The organism is Cryobacterium mannosilyticum, from assembly GCF_004402705.1.
Taxonomy (GTDB): Bacteria; Actinomycetota; Actinomycetes; order Actinomycetales; family Microbacteriaceae; genus Cryobacterium; species Cryobacterium mannosilyticum.
The window spans coordinates 1-16,153 of record NZ_SOFM01000048.1; the positions used below are offsets into that span (position 1 = coordinate 1).

Below are 16,153 nucleotides of genomic sequence, written 5' to 3' on the forward strand. Positions count from 1 at the left end.
CACCCGGAGCGCAGCGGCGCAGGTGGCGCGCTCGGCGCCGGCGCCGGCGCCGGCGCCGGCGCCGGCGTCGCACGGCGCCGCTCACCGTCCGGCCTGACTGTGGATCAGACGTCGATCCGGTAGCCGCGCTTGATCACCGTGGCGACGAGGCCCGGCACGGGCAGGGCCTGCCGCAGCCGGCTGATCGCCACGTCGACGGCGTGGTCGTCGGTGATGTCGGGCAGGGCCATGGTGAGCTCGGCCCGGGAGATCACGGAGCCGCGCCGGTCGAGCAGGGCGCGTAACAGGGTGAGCGAACCGGGGGCGAGCACCGTTTCGGCGCCGCCCAGCCGGAGCAGCCGGCCGCGGAGCTCGACCGGGCCGTGCCGGGTGTCCAGCCGGAACACGCGCTTGTGTTCGAGGTGGTCGCAGACCTGGCGGATCAGGGCGCCCATCCGGAACCGGTCGGGCACCAGCGGTTCGATCCCGGCGGCCCGGAGCGGGCCGGCGGTGACCGGGCCGACCGCCGCGGCGACGACCGTCTCGCTGAGGGCGTCGAGCAGGTCGTCCAGCCGGCCGATCCCGTCGGCCGCGCCGAACAGCGCCTCCACGGCGGGGGCGCTGGTGAAGGTGACCGCGTCGACCCCTCCGGCGCAGATCAGGTCGACAAGTTTGAGCACCCGTCCGGAGTCCTCCGGCAGCAGCCAGCGGTAGGGCGCCACGGTGAGCACGCTCGCGCCCGCCGCCCGCAACCGGTCGAGTTGCGGCTCGTCGGTGTAGCCGTGCAGCTGGACCGCGACGGTGGTGCCGGCCGCGTCGTCCCTGAGCACATAGTCGACGAGGGAACGGGTGGTCTCCTCGTCGCTCATCCCCGAGTCGTCGAGCCCGGCGGCCCGCACCGCTCCGCGGGCCTTCGGGCCGCGCACGAGGATGCGGGAGTGCTCGAGGGTGGTGGTGAGGTCGTGGCCGAGTCCCGCGGCATCCGCCGCCTCGAACCAGCGACGGATGCCGTAGGAGGTCGTGGCGAGCAACACGTCCGGCCGGGCGGCGATGATCAGCCGAGTGTCCTCGGTGAGCCGGGCCTCGTCGTCGGTGGCGGCGATGCGGATGGCCGGGGCGTGGATGACCTCCGCCCCACGTCGTTCGAACGCGGCGATGAGGTCCTCGGAGCGCCGGTCGCTGGTCACGGCGATCCGGAAGCCGTCGAGCTGGTCGGGGCGCACCCCGGGAAGGGTCGGGTCACTGCCCATGTCGCTGATGGTGTCTCCGGTATCGTTCGGGCGGGCGGCCCGCTGGTGCGGGCTACCCAAGATCGGCGAGTTCGGCGGCGCTCCGCATGAGCTCGACGGCCGCCGTGTCATCCTGCTGGGCCAAGCGTACGACCTCGCCGAACACCAGCACAGCCGGCGACCGGACGCCGAGCGTGCCGGCCACCGTGGCGACCTCGCCCAGGTTGGTGATGGTCGTGCGCTGCCGGGTGGAGTACCCCTGCTCGATGATCGCGACCGGCATGCCCGCCGTCATCCCGTGCCGGGCCAGGCCGCCGGCCAGGTGCGGCAGGGTGCCGATGCCCATCAGCACCACGATCGTGCCGTCGAGGCCGACCAGGTGCGCGAGTTCGGCGTCGCTGAGCGGGGCGTGCCCGGAGAGCACCGTGAAGATGCGGCTCACGTCGCGGTGGGTGACCGGGATCCCGGCGGCGGCGGGCACCGAGATGGCGCTGCTCACCCCCGGGATGACGGTGACCGGGATGCCGGCGGCCCGGCAGGCGATGACCTCCTCACCGCCGCGGCCGAAGACGAACGGGTCGCCGCCCTTCAGCCGCACGACCGTCTGGCCGTCCCTGGCGCTGGCCACGAGCATCCGTTCGATCTCGGCCTGCGGCACGGCGTGGTGGCCGGGGGTCTTGCCGACGTCGACCAGTTCGGCGCCGGGGCACCAGTCCGCGAGCCGGTCGGTCGGGCCGAGGCGGTCGTGGTAGACCACGTCGGCGTCGCGGAGCGCGCGCCTGGCGGCGAGGGTGAGCAGGCCGACATCGCCGGGCCCGCCGCCGACCAGGCTGACCCGGCCGAGGGGTGCGACGGCCGCCGCCCGCTCCCGGGAGAGCCAGACCCGCGCCGTGGCGCAGGCGTCGGAGACGATGCCGTCGGTGGCCGCGGAGACGTCGACCAGCACGACCAGGTCGACGGCGGAGACGAGGTCGCGCCAGCCGTGCGGGAAGTGCGGGTATTCGACCGGGCGCACCTCGGGGTGCGGCCGGTCGGGGGTGCGGCCGTCGACCGGGGTCGTGGCGAGGTAGACGGTGGCTCCCGCGGCGAGGTACCGGGCCAGCACGCGCCTGGCCGGCCGGGGCCCGCCGAAGACGAGCACCCGGCGCCCTGCGAGGTCGAGGTTGATGTCCATGGTTCACGCTCCGATCGGTTGGCTGCGGGGCAGGCCGGCAGCGGGGCCCGCTGCCGGGTCGACCGTGCGGTCGACCGGGCGGACCGGGATCGTCGTTCCGGAAAGCAGCACCGGCCCGGCCGCCGCGGCGGCGCGTTCGTCAGGGCGGGCCGGACGAGGCTGGCCGCGCTCCAGCACCTGCACGACGGCAGGGTCGCCGGTTTCGGGCGCGTTCACGAACGAACGGAACCGGCGCAGCCGCTCCGGGTCCTTCAGCGTGGCCGCCCACTCGTCCTCGTAGTTGCCGACGTGTTCGAGCATCGCGCGTTCCAGTTCCTCGGCGATGCCGAGGGAGTCGTTGACGACCACGTCGCGCACGTGGTCGAGGCCGCCGTCGAGGTCTTCCTGCCAGCGGGCGGTGCGCTGCAGCCGGTCGCCGGTGCGGATGTAGTACATCAGGTAGCGGTCGATGTAGCGCACCAGGGTGTCGTCGTCGAGATCCTGGGCGAGCAGCTGGGCGTGCGCGGGCTGGAAGCCGCCGTTGCCGCCCACGTAGAGGTTCCAGCCGAGCTCGGTCGCGATGATCCCGACATCCTTGCCGCGGGCCTCGGCGCACTCTCGGGCGCAGCCGGACACCCCGAGCTTGAACTTGTGCGGTGCGCGCAGCCCGCGGTAGCGCAGCTCCAGGTTGATCGCCATGGCGACGGAGTCCTGCACGCCGAACCGGCACCACGTGGATCCGACACAGCTCTTCACGGTGCGCAGCGACTTCCCGTAGGCCTGGCCGGACTCGAAGCCGGCGTCGACGAGGATCTTCCAGATCTCGGGCAGCTGCTCCAGGCGGGCCCCGAACAGGTCGATCCGCTGCCCGCCGGTGATCTTCGTGTACAGGCTGAAGTCCGCGGCGACCTCGGCGATCACCTTGAGCTTGGCGGGGGTGATCTCGCCGCCCGGGATGCGGGGCACCACCGAGTAGGTGCCGTCCTTCTGCATGTTCGCGAGCGCCCGGTCGTTGGTGTCCTGCAGCGCGCCCCGGCCGGAGTCGAGGATGTAGCCGGACGTCTGGGTGGCCAGGATCGAGGCGATCACGGGCTTGCAGATGTCACAGCCGAGGCCGCTGCCGAACCGGTCCATGATCTGCTCGAACGAGGTCAGCTGCAGGATGCGCACCGACTCGAACAATTCGCTGCGGCTCTGCGCGATGTGCTCGCAGAGCGCGCGGGAGACGTCGATTCCGGCCCGGGTCAGCTCGGTCTCGAGGATCTTCTTGACCAGGGGGACGCAGGAGCCGCACTGGGTGCCGGCGCGGGTGCAGGCCTTGAGCGGCCCGAGTTCGGTGCAGGCCTCGCTGTGGCCGGCCGCCTCGTCACCGCGGATGGCGGCGCGCACGGCGCCGACCGAGACGTTGTTGCAGGAGCAGAGCTGCACGTCGTCGGGCAGGTCGGAGCCGGCCGGTGGTTCGGCGCCGGCCGCCGAGAGGTAGGCGCCCGGTTCGGCGGGGAGCTCCCGGCCGAGCAGGGGGCGGAGGGAGGTGTACGGCCCGGCGTCACCGACAAAGATGCCGCCGAGCAGCGTCTTCGCATCGTTCGTGACGACGATCTTCTGGTAGAGACCCCTGGCCGGGTCGGCGTAGACGACCTCGAGGGCGTGCGGGGTGGCGGCCAGGGCATCGCCGAAGCTCGCGACCTCGACCCCGGACAGCTTGAGCCTGGGGGCGTCGTCGACGCCGGGGAACACCGCGGCACCGCCGTGCAGCCGGTCGGCGACGACCTCGGCCATCGCGTTGGCCGGGGCGACGAGCCCGACGCAGACCCCGCCGATGCTGGCCACCTCGCCGATCGCCCAGATCCCGGGGACGGAGGATCCGCAGTCCTCGCCGACCGCGATCCCGCCGCGCGGGCCCCGTTCGAGCCCGGCCAGGCGGGCGAGTTCGTCGCGGGGGGTGATCCCGATGGAGAAGACGACCAGGTCGGCGTTCAGGGCGGTGCCGTCGGTGAGGCTGACGCCGAGCACGCGGCCGGTCGGCGAGGTGAGGATCTCGGTCGGCCGGTTGCCGAGGGCGAGGCCGATGCCCTGGGCCTGGATCAGCCGGCCGAGGGCCTGGCCGGCGCCCTCGTCGAGTTGGGCGCTCATCAGCCAGCGGCCGGAGTGCACGATCGTGGCGAGCCCGCCGAGCCGGGCCAGCCCGCCCGCGGCCTCGAGGCCGAGCAGCCCGCCGCCGACGACGACGACGTTCGCGGGCCGGCCGAGCCGGTCGGCGAGCCGAGTCACCTCGGTGCTGAGGAAGTCGACGTCCTCGATCGTGCGATAGACGTGGCCGGCCGAAGCATTGGGGATCGGCGGGACGCTGGCCGCGGAGCCGGTCGCGAAGACGAGCTCGTCGTAGCCGAGGGCCTCACCGCCGTCGAGGGTCACGGTGCGCGCCGCCGGGTCGAGCCCGGTAACCCGGCACTCGCCGCGGAAACGGATGCCGGGGGAGCCCCACAGGGCCCGGTCGCCCAGGGTGAGGTCCTCCGAGTCGACCAGCCGGCGGGACAGGGCGACCCGGTCATAGGGGAGGTGCGGCTCCTCGCCGAGCACGGTGACGCTGTGCGCCGTGGTGCCGCGGGCCGCCATCGCCTCGGCGAACCGGTGCGCGGCCGGGCCGCCGCCGATCACGAGCACCCGGCGGGAGGCGCCGGACTCAGCGGGGATGCTGCTGACGTTTTCCATGGCTGAGCCTTCCGGGTTGGGGGTGCGGCCAGCCTAAGAGGGGCGCGTTTCCCCTCCGTTGCGCCCAGGTAACAATGTGTGACCGCGACCTCACGGCGCCGCCCAGGGCCGGTGAGGTTCTTTTCACGCAAACGTCACGGTGGGTGCCGGGCGGCGAAACACGCGCTGTTTAGCGTGGGGACACCGACGAACCCCCGAGCACGTCCAACCCGTCAAGAAAGGTCTGGTGCCCCGTGTCCACAGTCACCCGGATCGACCGCCCCGACGCATCCGTCGCCGGGGACACGACCCCGCACGCCTGGACCAGCGTCTGCGCCCTGGCGCAGCTCGAACCGCTCTGGGGCGAGGCCGCCCTCATCGACGGGCAGCAGCTCGCCCTCGTGCTGCTGCCGCACGGCCACCTGTACGCGGTGACCAATGAGGACCCGGCCACGGGCTCCTTCGTGATGAGCCGCGGCATCGTCGGGTCGAAAGGCGACCGGCCCACGATCGCCTCTCCGCTGCACAAGCAGGTCTACGACCTCGAGACCGGCCACTGCTTCACCACGGCCGAGTACGCGCTCCGCACCTTCCCGGTGCGGGTGGACGCGGGCCTCGTGCAGGTGCGGCTGGATGCCGGCCAGGCCGGCTGACCGTTCCGTTCCGTTCCCTTTTCCCACCCGCTCAACCCTTCCCCTACCCCTTTTTCCAGAGGAGCACCTGATGAGCCCCAGCAGCACACCCCCCGCGACCGCCGCCGTGATCACCGCTGCCGTGATCACCGCCGGCGCGCCGACCGTCCCGGCCCCGCACCCCAGCAACGACGCGCTCGGGCACCGGCCCGGCCGCTGGATCGACAACTGGAACCCGGAAAACCATGTGCAATGGGAGGGCGGCGGCCGGGCCATCGCCGCCCGCAACCTGAAATGGTCGATCTTCGCCGAGTTCCTCGGTTTCGTCGTCTGGCAGCTCTGGAGCATCGTGGTGGTGCAGCTCCCGGCCGCCGGCTTCACCTTCGACACCGGCCAGATCTTCTGGCTGATCTCGATGCCGAGCCTCGTCGGCGCCACCCTCCGCTTCCCCTATACCTTCCTGGTGCCCCGCTTCGGTGGGCGCAACTGGACCATGATCTCCGCCGCCCTGCTGCTGATCCCCGCCATCCTGCTCGGCATCTGCGTCGGCAACCCGGAGACCCCGTTCCCCGTGATGCTGCTGGTGGCGGCGCTCGCCGGGTTCGGCGGCGGCAACTTCGCCAGCTCGATGTCGAACATCACCTACTTCTACCCGCAGAGCCAGAAGGGCTGGGCGCTCGGCCTGAACGCCGCCGGCGGCAACCTCGGCGCCGCGATCGCCCAGCTCGTCGTGCCGATCGCGATCACCCTCGGCGCCGTCGGCACCCTCAACCTGCCGTTCGCCGGGTTCATCTGGGTGCCGTTCATCCTCGTCGCCATCTGGGGCGCGTGGAAGTATATGGACAACCTCTCCAACGCGAAGGCCGACTTCGCCGCCTCCGCCGCGGCCGTGCGGGAACCGCACCTGTGGATCCTCGCGGTGCTCTACATCGGCACCTTCGGCTCCTTCATCGGCTTCGCGAGCGTGTTCCCCAAGCTCATCGCCGACCAGTTCCCCGCCTTCTCCAGCTTCGCGGTCGGCTCCGCGTCGCTGTCGCTCGCGTTCCTCGGCGCGCTCGTCGGGTCCCTCGCCCGCCCGGCCGGCGGCCGGCTCGCCGACCGGTTCGGCGGGGCGCTGGTCACCGTCGCGGCCTTCGGCACCATGGCCGTCGGCGCGCTCCTGGTGATCTGGACGCTGCCGCTGGGCAACTTCTGGGCCTTCCTCGCGGCGTTCCTGGTCATCTTCGTCGCCGGGGGCGTCGGCAACGGCTCCACCTACCGGATGATCCCCAGCGTGTTCGCCGCCCGCAGCGGTGTGACGGATGCCCACCGGGACTCGGGCGATGTCGGCACCCAGCGCAAGACCGCCGCGGCCCTCGGCATCATCTCCGCGGTCGGCGCCTACGGCGGGTTCATCATCCCGCAGGTGCTCGGCTACTCGAAGACCACCACCGGCGACTACACCGGTGCGATCTACGGTTTCGTCGGCGCCTACGTCGTGATGATGGCGGTCACGGCCTTCGTCTACCTGCGCCGCGGCTCCTCGGTGGCCGGGCACCGTATCTAGTACCGCCCACCACCGCCCCGCCGCCGGTGATTGAGTCTGTCGAAATCAGCGGCGGAGGTCTCGACAGGCTCGACCACCGCACCGCCCCGCCACCGTTGGAGGAACCCCGTGACACCGACCACCGCGACCCACTGCCCGTACTGCGCACTGCAGTGCGCCATGACGCTCATCGGCGACGCCGGCGGCGTCACGGTCGCCGGGCGGGACTTCCCCACCAACCGGGGCGGCCTGTGCAAGAAGGGCTGGACCTCCGCCGAACTGCTCTCCTCACCCGAACGCATCCTCGAGCCGATGCTCCGGCAGCCCGAAGGCAGCTTCGCCGTCGCGACCTGGGACGACGCGCTCGACCTGGTCGCGGCACGGCTGGCCGCCGGCCGGGCCGGGCACGGCGCCGACTCGGTCGGCGTGTTCGGTGGCGGCGGGCTGACCAACGAGAAGGCCTACCAGCTCGGCAAGTTCGCCCGGCTCGCCCTCGGCACCTCCCGGATCGACTACAACGGCCGGTTCTGCATGTCCTCGGCCGCGGCGGCCGGCAACCGGGCCTTCGGCCTCGACCGGGGACTCCCGTTCCCGGTCGAGGACCTCGACGACGCCTCCACCATCCTCATCCTCGGCTCCAACGTGGCCCAGACCATGCCGCCGTTCATCGGGCACCTGGCGGGCGCGCGTGCCGCCGGCGGCCTGATCGTCGTCGACCCGCGCCGCACCGCGACCGCCCGGCTCACCGAGAACGGCGCCGGCAGCCATCTGCAGCCGACCCCCGGCAGCGACCTCGTGCTGCTGCTCGGCCTGATCAACATCGTCATCACCGAGAACCTCGCCGACCTGGACTACATCGACCGGCGCACCGTCGGCTTCGACGAACTGCGCCGCAGCGTCGGCCAGTGGTGGCCCGAGCGGGTGCAGGCGCAGACCGGCGTGCCCGTCCGGCAGCTGCGCGACCTGGCCCGGCGGCTCGCGGCCGGCGACGGCACCTACATCCTCACCGGGCGCGGCGTCGAACAGCACGTCGACGGCACCGCCGCCGCCACCGCCGCGATCAACCTGAGCCTCATCCTCGGCCTGGTCGGCACCAGCCACTCCGGCTACGGCACGCTGACCGGCCAGGGCAACGGGCAGGGCGGCCGTGAGCACGGCCAGAAATGCGACCAGCTGCCCGGCTACCGCAAGATCACCGACCCGGCCGCCCGCGCGCATGTCGCCGGGGTCTGGGGAGTGCACCCCGACAGCATCCCCGGGGCAGGCATCCCCGCGGTCGAACTGCTCGCCTCGATGGGCGAACCCGACGGCATCCGCACCCTGCTCGTGCACGGGGCGAACGTCGTCGTCTCCGCGCCGAACGCCGAGCGGGTGCGCGCGGGCCTCGCCGCCCTCGACTTCCTCGTCGTCAGCGACTTCTTCTTCTCCGAGACGGCGGCGCTCGCCGACGTCGTGCTGCCGGTCACCCAGTGGGCCGAGGAGGACGGCACGATGACCTCGCTCGAGGGACGCGTCATCCGTCGCCGCACCGCGGTGGCCGCCCCGGCCGGGGTGCGTAGCGAACTCTGGATCTTCCAGGAGCTCGCCCGCCGGCTGAACGCCCCCTCCAGCTTCCGCACCGACCCGGCCGAGGTCTTCGACGAGCTGTGCCGCGCCTCCGCGGGCGGCCCCGCCGACTACTCCGGGCTCAGTTACGGGCTGCTCGACACGGGGGAGCCGGCCTACTGGCCCTACCCGGCCGGGTCCACCGGCACGCCGCGGCTTTTCCAGGAGCGCTTCCGGCACGCCGACGGCCGCGCCCGGATCCACGCCGTGCGCGCCGGGGTGACGGATGCCCCGGCCCAGACGGGCGGCATCCTCACCCTGATCACGGGGCGCCTGCTCGAGCACTACCAGTCGGGGGCGCAGACCCGCCGGGTGCCCGAGCTGGTCCTGGCCAGGCCGGAGGCGCGGCTGCAGCTGCACCCGGCCACCGCGGCCCAGCTCGGCGTCGCCGACGGAGGCTGGGTGGACGTGACGAGCTCCCGCGGGGTGGTGCGCTGCCGGGCCGAGGTGACCGGCGACATCCGCCATGACACGGTGTTCCTGCCGTTCCACTTCCCCGGCGAGCAGAGCGCCAACCGGCTCACCGCCGACACGACCGACCCCGTCTCGGGGATGCCCGAATTCAAGCGCACGACCGTGCGGGTGCGCGCCCTCGCCGGCGGGGAACGAGGCACCCATGGCTGAGCCGGCCCCCGAACGCATCGTGCTGGTTGGCTACGGACCGGTCGGCGCCCGTTTCGTCGAGGAACTGCTCCCCGTCGTGCGCGCCGGCCTCGCCACCCTCACCGTGGTCGGCGCGGAGGCCGCCGACGCGTACAACCGGGTGCTGATCGCCGACTACGCCGTCGGCCGGGCCGGGCGTGAGGCCCTCGAGGTCACCGACACCGCGGCCGCGGTCGCCGCCGGGGTGAGCATCCGCACCGGCACCAGCGTGACCGCGATCAGCCGCACCCGGCGCACGGTCACCCTCGGCACGGGCGCCGAACTGCCCTGGGACCGGCTCGTGCTCGCCACCGGCGCCCGGGCCAATGTGCCCACCCTCGACGGCGTCACCCGGCTGCGCCGCAACCTGATGGCGCCGCCGGCGGATGCCGCGATCCTGGACTCGGCAGGCGCGGCCCTTCCCCGCGGTGTGGTCGCGCTCCGCGACCTGGACGACGCGCACACCGTGCTCGGCGCCGTGCGAACCGGCGGCCGGATCGTGGTGCTGGGCGCCGGCGTGCTCGGGATGGAACTCGCGCTCGCGGCGGCGAAGGGCGGCGCCGAGGTCTGCGTCGTCTACCACGGCGAGATCCCGATGAACCGCAACCTCGACCGCGGCGGCGGCACCGTGCTCGCCCGCGCGGCCCGCGCGGCGGGGGTCAGCATGGTCAACCACTCCCGGGCCGAGAGCGTGCTGTTCCACGTCGACGACGACGGAGCGGCGCGCTTCGACGCCCTCATCTGCGCCGACGGCAAGCAGATCGGCGGCGACCTGCTCGTGCTCTCCTGCGGCACCGGTGCCCGCACCGAACTCGCCCACCTGGCCGGCCTCCCCGTCTCCACGGGCATCCTCGTCGACGAGTCGCTCCGGAGCTGGGCCGACCCTGCCATCCATGCGATCGGCGACTGCGCCCACGTCGCGGTGCCGGCCGCGCCCGGCGCCTCCCTCGCCCGTCCGGCCGGCGGTCCGACCGGGCTGATCGGGCCGGGCTGGCGCCAGGCGCACCGGCTCGCCGCCGATTTCACGGCCCGGCTCACCGGCCGGGCGCCCGGAACGGCTTCCGACACCACGCCGGCGGAGCTCGGGGCGCCGGGCGGCCTTGCCGCACAGGCCGCAGCGGTCGTCATGCTCAAGGCCGAGGGCGTCGACGTCGTCGCGGGCGGCGACACCGCACCGGACCCGTGGGACAGCGAGCCCGCCGGCCACTCCGACGGATGCACGGCCACCCCGGTCAGCGTTTCCCAGTGGGCTGACCCCGAGCACGGCCGCTACGTCAAGATGGTCACCCGCGGCGGCATCCTCACCGGCTTCGTCTGCGTCGGGATGCCGCGCACGGCCGCCGAACTCACCCTGCTGTTCGAGCGCGGCAGCGAACTCCCCGCCGACCGCTCGGTGCTGCTGCGCTTCGACGGGCCCGACGACGTGCCCGGCGCGGGCGGGGACGCCTTCGCCCCCGACGCGACGGTGTGCTCGTGCAACGGGGTCAGCGTCGGCACGATCGCGGATGCGGCCGCCGCCGGCAACTCGACGGTCGCCTGCATCGCCGCCGCCACCAGGGCCGGCACCGGCTGCGGCGGCTGCAAGGCCCGGATCGGCGAGGTCCTCACCCGGTTCGCGGTGCCGACCCCGTCGTAGCGGCGGGAGTGTGCGTTGAGTCGCGGAGAAAACACCTCCGTTGTCGCCACGAGGGTGCTTTGTCCGCATCTCACCCGCGACCGAGCGGGAGGGTGATTATGGTGGAGGCATGCGCGCAGACGACAGCATCGGCCGGGACCCGCTCCGCTCCCTGCTCACCGACAGGTTCGGCCGGCTGAGCATCCGTTGCGGCCAGCTGATCGTGGTCCTTGCGCTCGGCTGGGTCGTGCTGTTCGCGCTCGTGCAGGTGGAACTCGTGGTCATCCCGCTGCTGGTGTCGCTGATTCTGGCCGCGGCGCTCAGCCCGGTCGTCGGCTGGCTGCTCCGCCGGGGGGTGCCGGCGATCCTCGCCACCTGGATCACCCTGCTCGCGGGGGTGCTCGTGCTCGGCGGCATCGTCACCCTGATCGTGTTCGCGGTGCGCAACCAGTGGGCCGCGCTGGCGACGGCGGCCTCCGAGGGGCTCGACGAACTGCAGGGCTTCCTCGTCGACGGCCCGTTGTCGTTCGACGCCGCCCAGTTCGGGGCGGCCCGGGCGGCGCTGGTGGACTTCCTGACCAGCAGCCAGTTCGGCACCGGCGCGATCGCCGGGGTCTCCGCGGCCGCCGAGGTGCTGACCGGCGTCCTGCTCGTCCTGGTGATCGTGTTCTTCTTCCTCAAGGACGGGCCGGCCATCTGGGCGTTCGCGCTCCGCCCGCTGGCCGGCGCCGGCCTCGAGCGGGCCCGCCGGATCGGCGCCATCGCACCGAAGGTGCTCGGCGACTACGTGCGCGGCACCGCCATCATCGCTCTGTTCGACGGCGTCACCATCGGTGCCGGGCTGGCCATCCTCCAGGTGCCGCTGGCGCTGCCGCTGGCGGTGATCGTGTTCCTCACCGCGTTCGTGCCGCTGATCGGCGCGACGATCGCGGGCATCCTCGCAGCCCTCGTCGCACTGGTGGCCAACGGCCCCGTCGTCGCCCTGATCGTCGTGGCGATCGTGGTCCTGGTCAACCAGTTGGAGGGAGACCTGCTCAACCCGCTCGTGATGGCCCAGTCGCTGCGGCTGCACCCGCTGGTGATCCTCGTCGCGCTCACCGCGGGAACCATCCTCGGCGGGATCGCCGGCGCCGTGCTCGCGGTCCCGCTCGTCGCGGTCACCTGGGCGATGGTCAAGGTGTGGGACGGCCCCGACGAGTCCCTGACCCGGCGGGCGCCGTTGCCGTTCCGCCGGAAAAGAGCCGGAGCGTGACGGGCCGTCGCGCGGCGGTGCAGGCCGGGGACCAGGGCGAGGACTGGGCCGGGGACCGCGCCGCCTTCGCCGCCGCCGCGCACTGGTTCGCCGCCATCACCGCGACGATCGACACCGAGTGGGACCGGCCCGCGCTCGGCGACTGGACCGTGCGCGACCTCGTCGGGCACACCAGCCGGGCGCTGCTGACCGTGGAGGCCTACCTCGGTGCGGGCGCCGGTGCCGGCGCGCCTGCGACTGCCGGCGCGCCTGCGACAGCCGGCGCGACTGCCGGCGTGACCGCGACTGCCGGCGTGACGGTGGCCTCGCCCGTCGACTACTACCGCCTCGCGATGGCCTCGCTGGGGGAGCCGTCGGCCGTGGCCGCGCGCGGGCGTGATGCCGGGCGGGCGCTCGGCGACGACCCGGCCGGCGCGGTGGCGGCAATCGCCCGCCGGGTGCTGGCCCAGGTCGACGCGGCGAAACCGGACGACCTCGTCGTCACCCCCGTCGGCGGAATGCGCCTGGCCGGCTACCTGCCCACCCGCACCTTCGAACTCACCGTGCACACCTGCGACCTGGCCGCGGCCCTCGGCGTGCCGGCCTCGGTTCCGGATGCCGCGGCATCCGCCGGCCTGCACCTGCTCGCCGACCTCGCGGTCGAGAAGGGGCTCGCCGCGACTCTGTTGCTCGCCGCCACCGGCCGCGGCCCGCTGCCGGCCGGCTTCACCGTGCTCTGACGCGGGGAGCCCGGGCATCCGCGACTCTGCTAAACTCGGTGGGTTGCCGTTTGACGGCCGCGGATCAAGAGAGCCCAGGCATTCGGCCCCGGGCACCGCGCAGTGAGAGAAAGGGGATCCCATCTATGGCACTCGAAGCCAATGCTAAGAAGGCGATCATCGAAAAGTACGCTACCCACCCAGGCGACACGGGTTCCCCTGAAGTTCAGATTGCCATGCTCACGCAGCGCATCCTGGACCTCACGGAGCACCTCAAGGAGCACAAGCACGACCACCACTCGCGTCGTGGCCTGCTCCTCATGGTTGGTCAGCGTCGCCGTCTGCTCGGCTACCTGTCCGACATCGACATCAGCCGCTACCGCAAGCTGATCGAGAGCCTCGGGCTGCGCCGCTAAGGCAGCTTTTCGCAGACAACGCGAACTTCTTGCTCGCAAGAGCGTCGAAACGGGTCGTCACCTTCGGGTGGCGGCCCGTTTTCTGTGCCCGGGCCGCCTGTGTGCTCCCTCAACGGGTTCTCCTCAACACCCGGCGTGCTGGGGGCGTCGTCATAGGAAACCCATAGGCGGCGCCCGCAGTCTCGTTAACGTAGACGAGAGAAGGGCGGCACGGACATGAACGCACGCGAACGCGGCAAGCGCCTCAGCACGGCGGTGACCGGAACGATCGGGCTCCTGGCCGTGATCGCGGCCTCCGCGCTCGGACTCCACGACTGGGCCGACACCCTCGCCACCAAGGCCGCCGCCGGCACCACGAGCCAGGTCACCTAACTGTCCACCGGCGACGGAGAGAGTGACGGCGAGAGCGACGGCGAGGGCAGCTCAGACGACGGCGGTTCGGCGTCGACCCCGCTGCAGAACGTCGCCCCGGTCTCGCCCGGCAACAGGCAGGCCCCGCACGCCACCACCAACGGGTCCTGAGATGACCACGTCGACCCTCGACTGGCCGCTCTGGTCCACCACGGCCCGCCTGGTCGTCAACGACCCGGCCCGGCTCATCGAGGCCCGCGCGGTCACGGATGCCGTGCTCGCCGAGATCGAGACGGCAGCCAGCCGGTTCCGCCCCGACTCGGAGCTCGCGGCCCGGTCCGCCGAGTTCGCTTCCGGCGCCGAGGTCAGCGACACGCTGCACATCGACTGGACGAGATTCGACGGGCGCGGGCTGTGCACCGAGATCCTGCCCGAACTGCTGACCCGCGACGACTGGGGTTTTCCGCTGGCGCCCCGGCACGGGTCCGACGTGCCCGTGCCGGACCGGCTGGTCGACGCCGCCGTCGAGGCGGTCGCGCTCTGCCCGAGGCTCGCGCTCTCCCTCCTCCAGGATCAGGGCCGGCCGGGTCCGTAAAAGCGGGGCGGTCGCGCCGTCGGGCACCCGGACGGGGGTCGCGGGGCCGTACCATGGACCGGTACCCAACGGAACGGACACCCCCCGCTATGAGCCTCTGGCGCACCAAAAGCATTGAGGCCTCCCTGGCCGACTCCCACGAAAAGGGCCACAGCCTCAAGCGAACGCTGGGCACCTGGGACCTCATGATCATGGGCGTCGCGGTCGCGGTGGGCGCCGGGATCTTCTCGGTCGGCGCGAAGGCGGCCGGAAGCTACGCCGGGCCATCCGTCACCCTCGGTTTCCTGCTCGCCGCCATCACCTGCGCGCTGGCCATCATGTGTTACGCCGAGTTCGCCTCCGCGGTGCCGGTCGCCGGCTCCGCGTACACCTTCACCTACGCCACCCTCGGCGAGCTGCTGGCCTGGATCATCGGCTGGGACCTCATCCTCGAAATGCTCACCGCCGGCGCCGTGATCGCGAAGTACTGGGGCATCTACCTCAGCAAGGTCTTCGAACTGGCGAACTGGGATGTCCCGGCCACCATCTCGGTCTTCGGCCTGCAGGTGAGCTGGGGCGCCTTCGTCATCGTCGCCATCTTCACGGCGCTGCTCGTGCTGGGCACCAAGCTCTCCGCGCGGGTGGCCAGCGTGTTCACGATCCTCAAGGTCGCGATCGTGCTCTTCGTCATCGTCGTCGGCGCGTTCTACATCAAACCGGAGAACTACACTCCGTTCATCCCCGAGGCCGTGCCCAGCACGGGCGGCGACGGGGACGTCTGGATGCAGTCCCTGTTCTCCTTCATGACCGGCGCGCACCCGGCCCAGTACGGCATCTTCGGCCTGCTGGCCGGCGCATCGCTCGTCTTCTTCGCGTTCATCGGCTTCGACGTGGTCGCCACCAGTGCCGAGGAGGTCAAAAACCCGCAGAAGACCCTGCCGCGCGGCATCTTCGCCGGCCTGGCCATCGTGACCGTGCTCTACCTCGGTGTCAGTCTCGTCCTCACCGGCATGGTCCCGTACACGGTGCTCGCCGACGACCCCAACGCCTCGCTCGCCACGGCGTTCATCGCCGTCGGCGCCGGCTGGGCAGCCCAGGTGATCTCCGTCGGCATCCTGGTCGGCCTGACCACGGTCATCATGGTGCTGCTGCTCGGCCTCTCCCGCGTGCTGTTCGCGATGAGCCGCGACGGTCTCCTGCCGCGCAGTCTGAGTGTCACCTCCGCCAAGCGCGGCACGCCGGCCCGGATCCAGATCATCGCCGGCACCGCCGTCGCCCTGATCGCGGGCTTCACCGACGTCGGAGTGCTCGAGGAGATGATCAACATCGGCACGCTCTCCGCGTTCGTGCTGGTGAGCATCGCCGTGATCGTGCTCCGCAAGAAGCGGCCCGACCTCAAGCGGGCCTTCTCGGTTCCGTTCTCGCCCTACCTGCCGATCCTCTCGGCCGTGCTCTGCTTCTGGCTGATGCTCAACCTGACCACGCTCACCTGGGTGCGGTTCGCGGTCTGGCTCGCGATCGGGCTGGCCGTGTACTTCGCCTACGGCCGCCGCCGGTCCGTCGTCGGCATCGAGGCGAAGCGCGTCTACGACGCCACCCTCCGCGAGGAGGCCATCGCCGAGGAAGAGGCGATCCGCCGCCCGTAACGGCCAGGGTGCGCCTCGCGGCGCAGGTTGGGGAAGCCGGCGCACGGTAGAGAGCGTGTTGATTATTGGAGGCTGGCGATCGAGGCCAGCGCTCAGTCCCATGTCGGATGTCGATGGGCTGGTGTCGGCGCGGGCGATCGGGCGC

General features: G+C 72.3%; 13 protein-coding genes. 10 read left to right on the forward strand and 3 right to left on the reverse strand.

The genetic code is table 11. The features are described 5' to 3' along the window. Window positions 1-104: 104 nt before the first annotated feature. From E3O32_RS15505 to nirB, 3 genes are read right to left on the reverse strand one after another with little or no spacing between them, the layout of a single operon-like run. Complete coding sequence (locus tag E3O32_RS15505; protein ID WP_134510738.1) at window positions 105-1,229, reverse strand: uroporphyrinogen-III synthase; 1,125 nt, start codon at window positions 1,227-1,229, stop codon at window positions 105-107. Between the two features lie 52 nt (window positions 1,230-1,281). Further along, window positions 1,282-2,382: a uroporphyrinogen-III C-methyltransferase gene (gene cobA / locus E3O32_RS15510; protein WP_134510739.1), complete on the reverse strand. Its 1,101-nt coding sequence runs from the start codon at window positions 2,380-2,382 to the stop codon at window positions 1,282-1,284. 3 nt (window positions 2,383-2,385) lie between these two features. Next, complete coding sequence (gene nirB, locus E3O32_RS15515) at window positions 2,386-5,073, reverse strand: nitrite reductase large subunit NirB (RefSeq protein ID WP_134510740.1); 2,688 nt, start codon at window positions 5,071-5,073, stop codon at window positions 2,386-2,388. Window positions 5,074-5,306: 233 nt separating this feature from the next. Between nirB and nirD the strand changes: the two genes are divergently transcribed. The 10 genes from nirD to E3O32_RS15560 all read left to right on the forward strand — a co-directional run bounded on the left by nirD (window position 5,307) and on the right by E3O32_RS15560 (window position 16,008). Continuing rightward, window positions 5,307-5,705 carry a nitrite reductase small subunit NirD gene (gene nirD / locus E3O32_RS15520; RefSeq protein WP_420898113.1) on the forward strand — a complete coding sequence of 133 codons (399 nt, stop codon included), beginning with the start codon at window positions 5,307-5,309 and terminating at the stop codon, window positions 5,703-5,705. Between the two features lie 70 nt (window positions 5,706-5,775). Beyond that, entirely contained in the window at window positions 5,776-7,230 is a 1,455-nt protein-coding gene (locus tag E3O32_RS15525; protein WP_134510741.1) for an MFS transporter, read from the forward strand. Window positions 7,231-7,338: 108 nt separating this feature from the next. Then, the gene (locus E3O32_RS15530; protein ID WP_134510742.1) at window positions 7,339-9,438 is read left to right on the forward strand and encodes a molybdopterin oxidoreductase family protein; all 2,100 of its coding nucleotides are present in this window, start codon (window positions 7,339-7,341) and stop codon (window positions 9,436-9,438) included. Continuing rightward, the gene (locus E3O32_RS15535; RefSeq protein ID WP_134510743.1) at window positions 9,431-11,092 is read left to right on the forward strand and encodes an FAD-dependent oxidoreductase; all 1,662 of its coding nucleotides are present in this window, start codon (window positions 9,431-9,433) and stop codon (window positions 11,090-11,092) included. The genes E3O32_RS15530 and E3O32_RS15535 overlap by 8 nt, the downstream gene beginning before the upstream one ends. 109 nt (window positions 11,093-11,201) lie before the next feature. Further along, entirely contained in the window at window positions 11,202-12,323 is a 1,122-nt protein-coding gene (locus E3O32_RS15540; protein WP_134510744.1) for an AI-2E family transporter, read from the forward strand. Next, window positions 12,320-13,042 (forward strand): maleylpyruvate isomerase N-terminal domain-containing protein, encoded by a 723-nt coding sequence (locus tag E3O32_RS15545; protein ID WP_241975029.1) that lies wholly within the window; start codon window positions 12,320-12,322, stop codon window positions 13,040-13,042. Before E3O32_RS15540 ends, E3O32_RS15545 begins: the two co-directional genes overlap by 4 nt. 125 nt (window positions 13,043-13,167) lie before the next feature. Beyond that, window positions 13,168-13,437, forward strand: coding sequence for a 30S ribosomal protein S15 (rpsO, locus tag E3O32_RS15550; RefSeq protein ID WP_134510745.1), 270 nt, complete (start codon window positions 13,168-13,170; stop codon window positions 13,435-13,437). A gap of 216 nt (window positions 13,438-13,653) precedes the next feature. Continuing rightward, window positions 13,654-13,809 carry a hypothetical protein gene (locus tag E3O32_RS17345; protein ID WP_166790875.1) on the forward strand — a complete coding sequence of 52 codons (156 nt, stop codon included), beginning with the start codon at window positions 13,654-13,656 and terminating at the stop codon, window positions 13,807-13,809. A 151-nt stretch (window positions 13,810-13,960) separates the two neighbouring features. Further along, complete coding sequence (locus tag E3O32_RS15555) at window positions 13,961-14,383, forward strand: ferredoxin (protein WP_134510746.1); 423 nt, start codon at window positions 13,961-13,963, stop codon at window positions 14,381-14,383. Between the two features lie 89 nt (window positions 14,384-14,472). Further along, a complete protein-coding gene (locus E3O32_RS15560) occupies window positions 14,473-16,008 on the forward strand; it encodes an amino acid permease (RefSeq protein ID WP_134510747.1) in 1,536 nt (511 codons plus the stop codon). The last annotated feature ends 145 nt before the right edge of the window (window positions 16,009-16,153 follow it).

What these genes read in the sequence shown, in the direction of transcription:
- cobA (WP_134510739.1), bottom strand. Translation starts at nt 2,382, where the DNA reads ATGGACATCAACCTCGACCTCGCAGGGCGCCGGGTGCTCGTCTTCGGC.
- E3O32_RS15560 (WP_134510747.1), top strand. Translation starts at nt 14,473, where the DNA reads ATGAGCCTCTGGCGCACCAAAAGCATTGAGGCCTCCCTGGCCGACTCC.
- nirB (WP_134510740.1), bottom strand. Translation starts at nt 5,073, where the DNA reads ATGGAAAACGTCAGCAGCATCCCCGCTGAGTCCGGCGCCTCCCGCCGG.
- rpsO (WP_134510745.1), top strand. Translation starts at nt 13,168, where the DNA reads ATGGCACTCGAAGCCAATGCTAAGAAGGCGATCATCGAAAAGTACGCT.
- E3O32_RS15535 (WP_134510743.1), top strand. Translation starts at nt 9,431, where the DNA reads ATGGCTGAGCCGGCCCCCGAACGCATCGTGCTGGTTGGCTACGGACCG.
- E3O32_RS15505 (WP_134510738.1), bottom strand. Translation starts at nt 1,229, where the DNA reads ATGGGCAGTGACCCGACCCTTCCCGGGGTGCGCCCCGACCAGCTCGAC.
- E3O32_RS15525 (WP_134510741.1), top strand. Translation starts at nt 5,776, where the DNA reads ATGAGCCCCAGCAGCACACCCCCCGCGACCGCCGCCGTGATCACCGCT.
- E3O32_RS15555 (WP_134510746.1), top strand. Translation starts at nt 13,961, where the DNA reads ATGACCACGTCGACCCTCGACTGGCCGCTCTGGTCCACCACGGCCCGC.
- E3O32_RS15540 (WP_134510744.1), top strand. Translation starts at nt 11,202, where the DNA reads ATGCGCGCAGACGACAGCATCGGCCGGGACCCGCTCCGCTCCCTGCTC.
- E3O32_RS17345 (WP_166790875.1), top strand. Translation starts at nt 13,654, where the DNA reads ATGAACGCACGCGAACGCGGCAAGCGCCTCAGCACGGCGGTGACCGGA.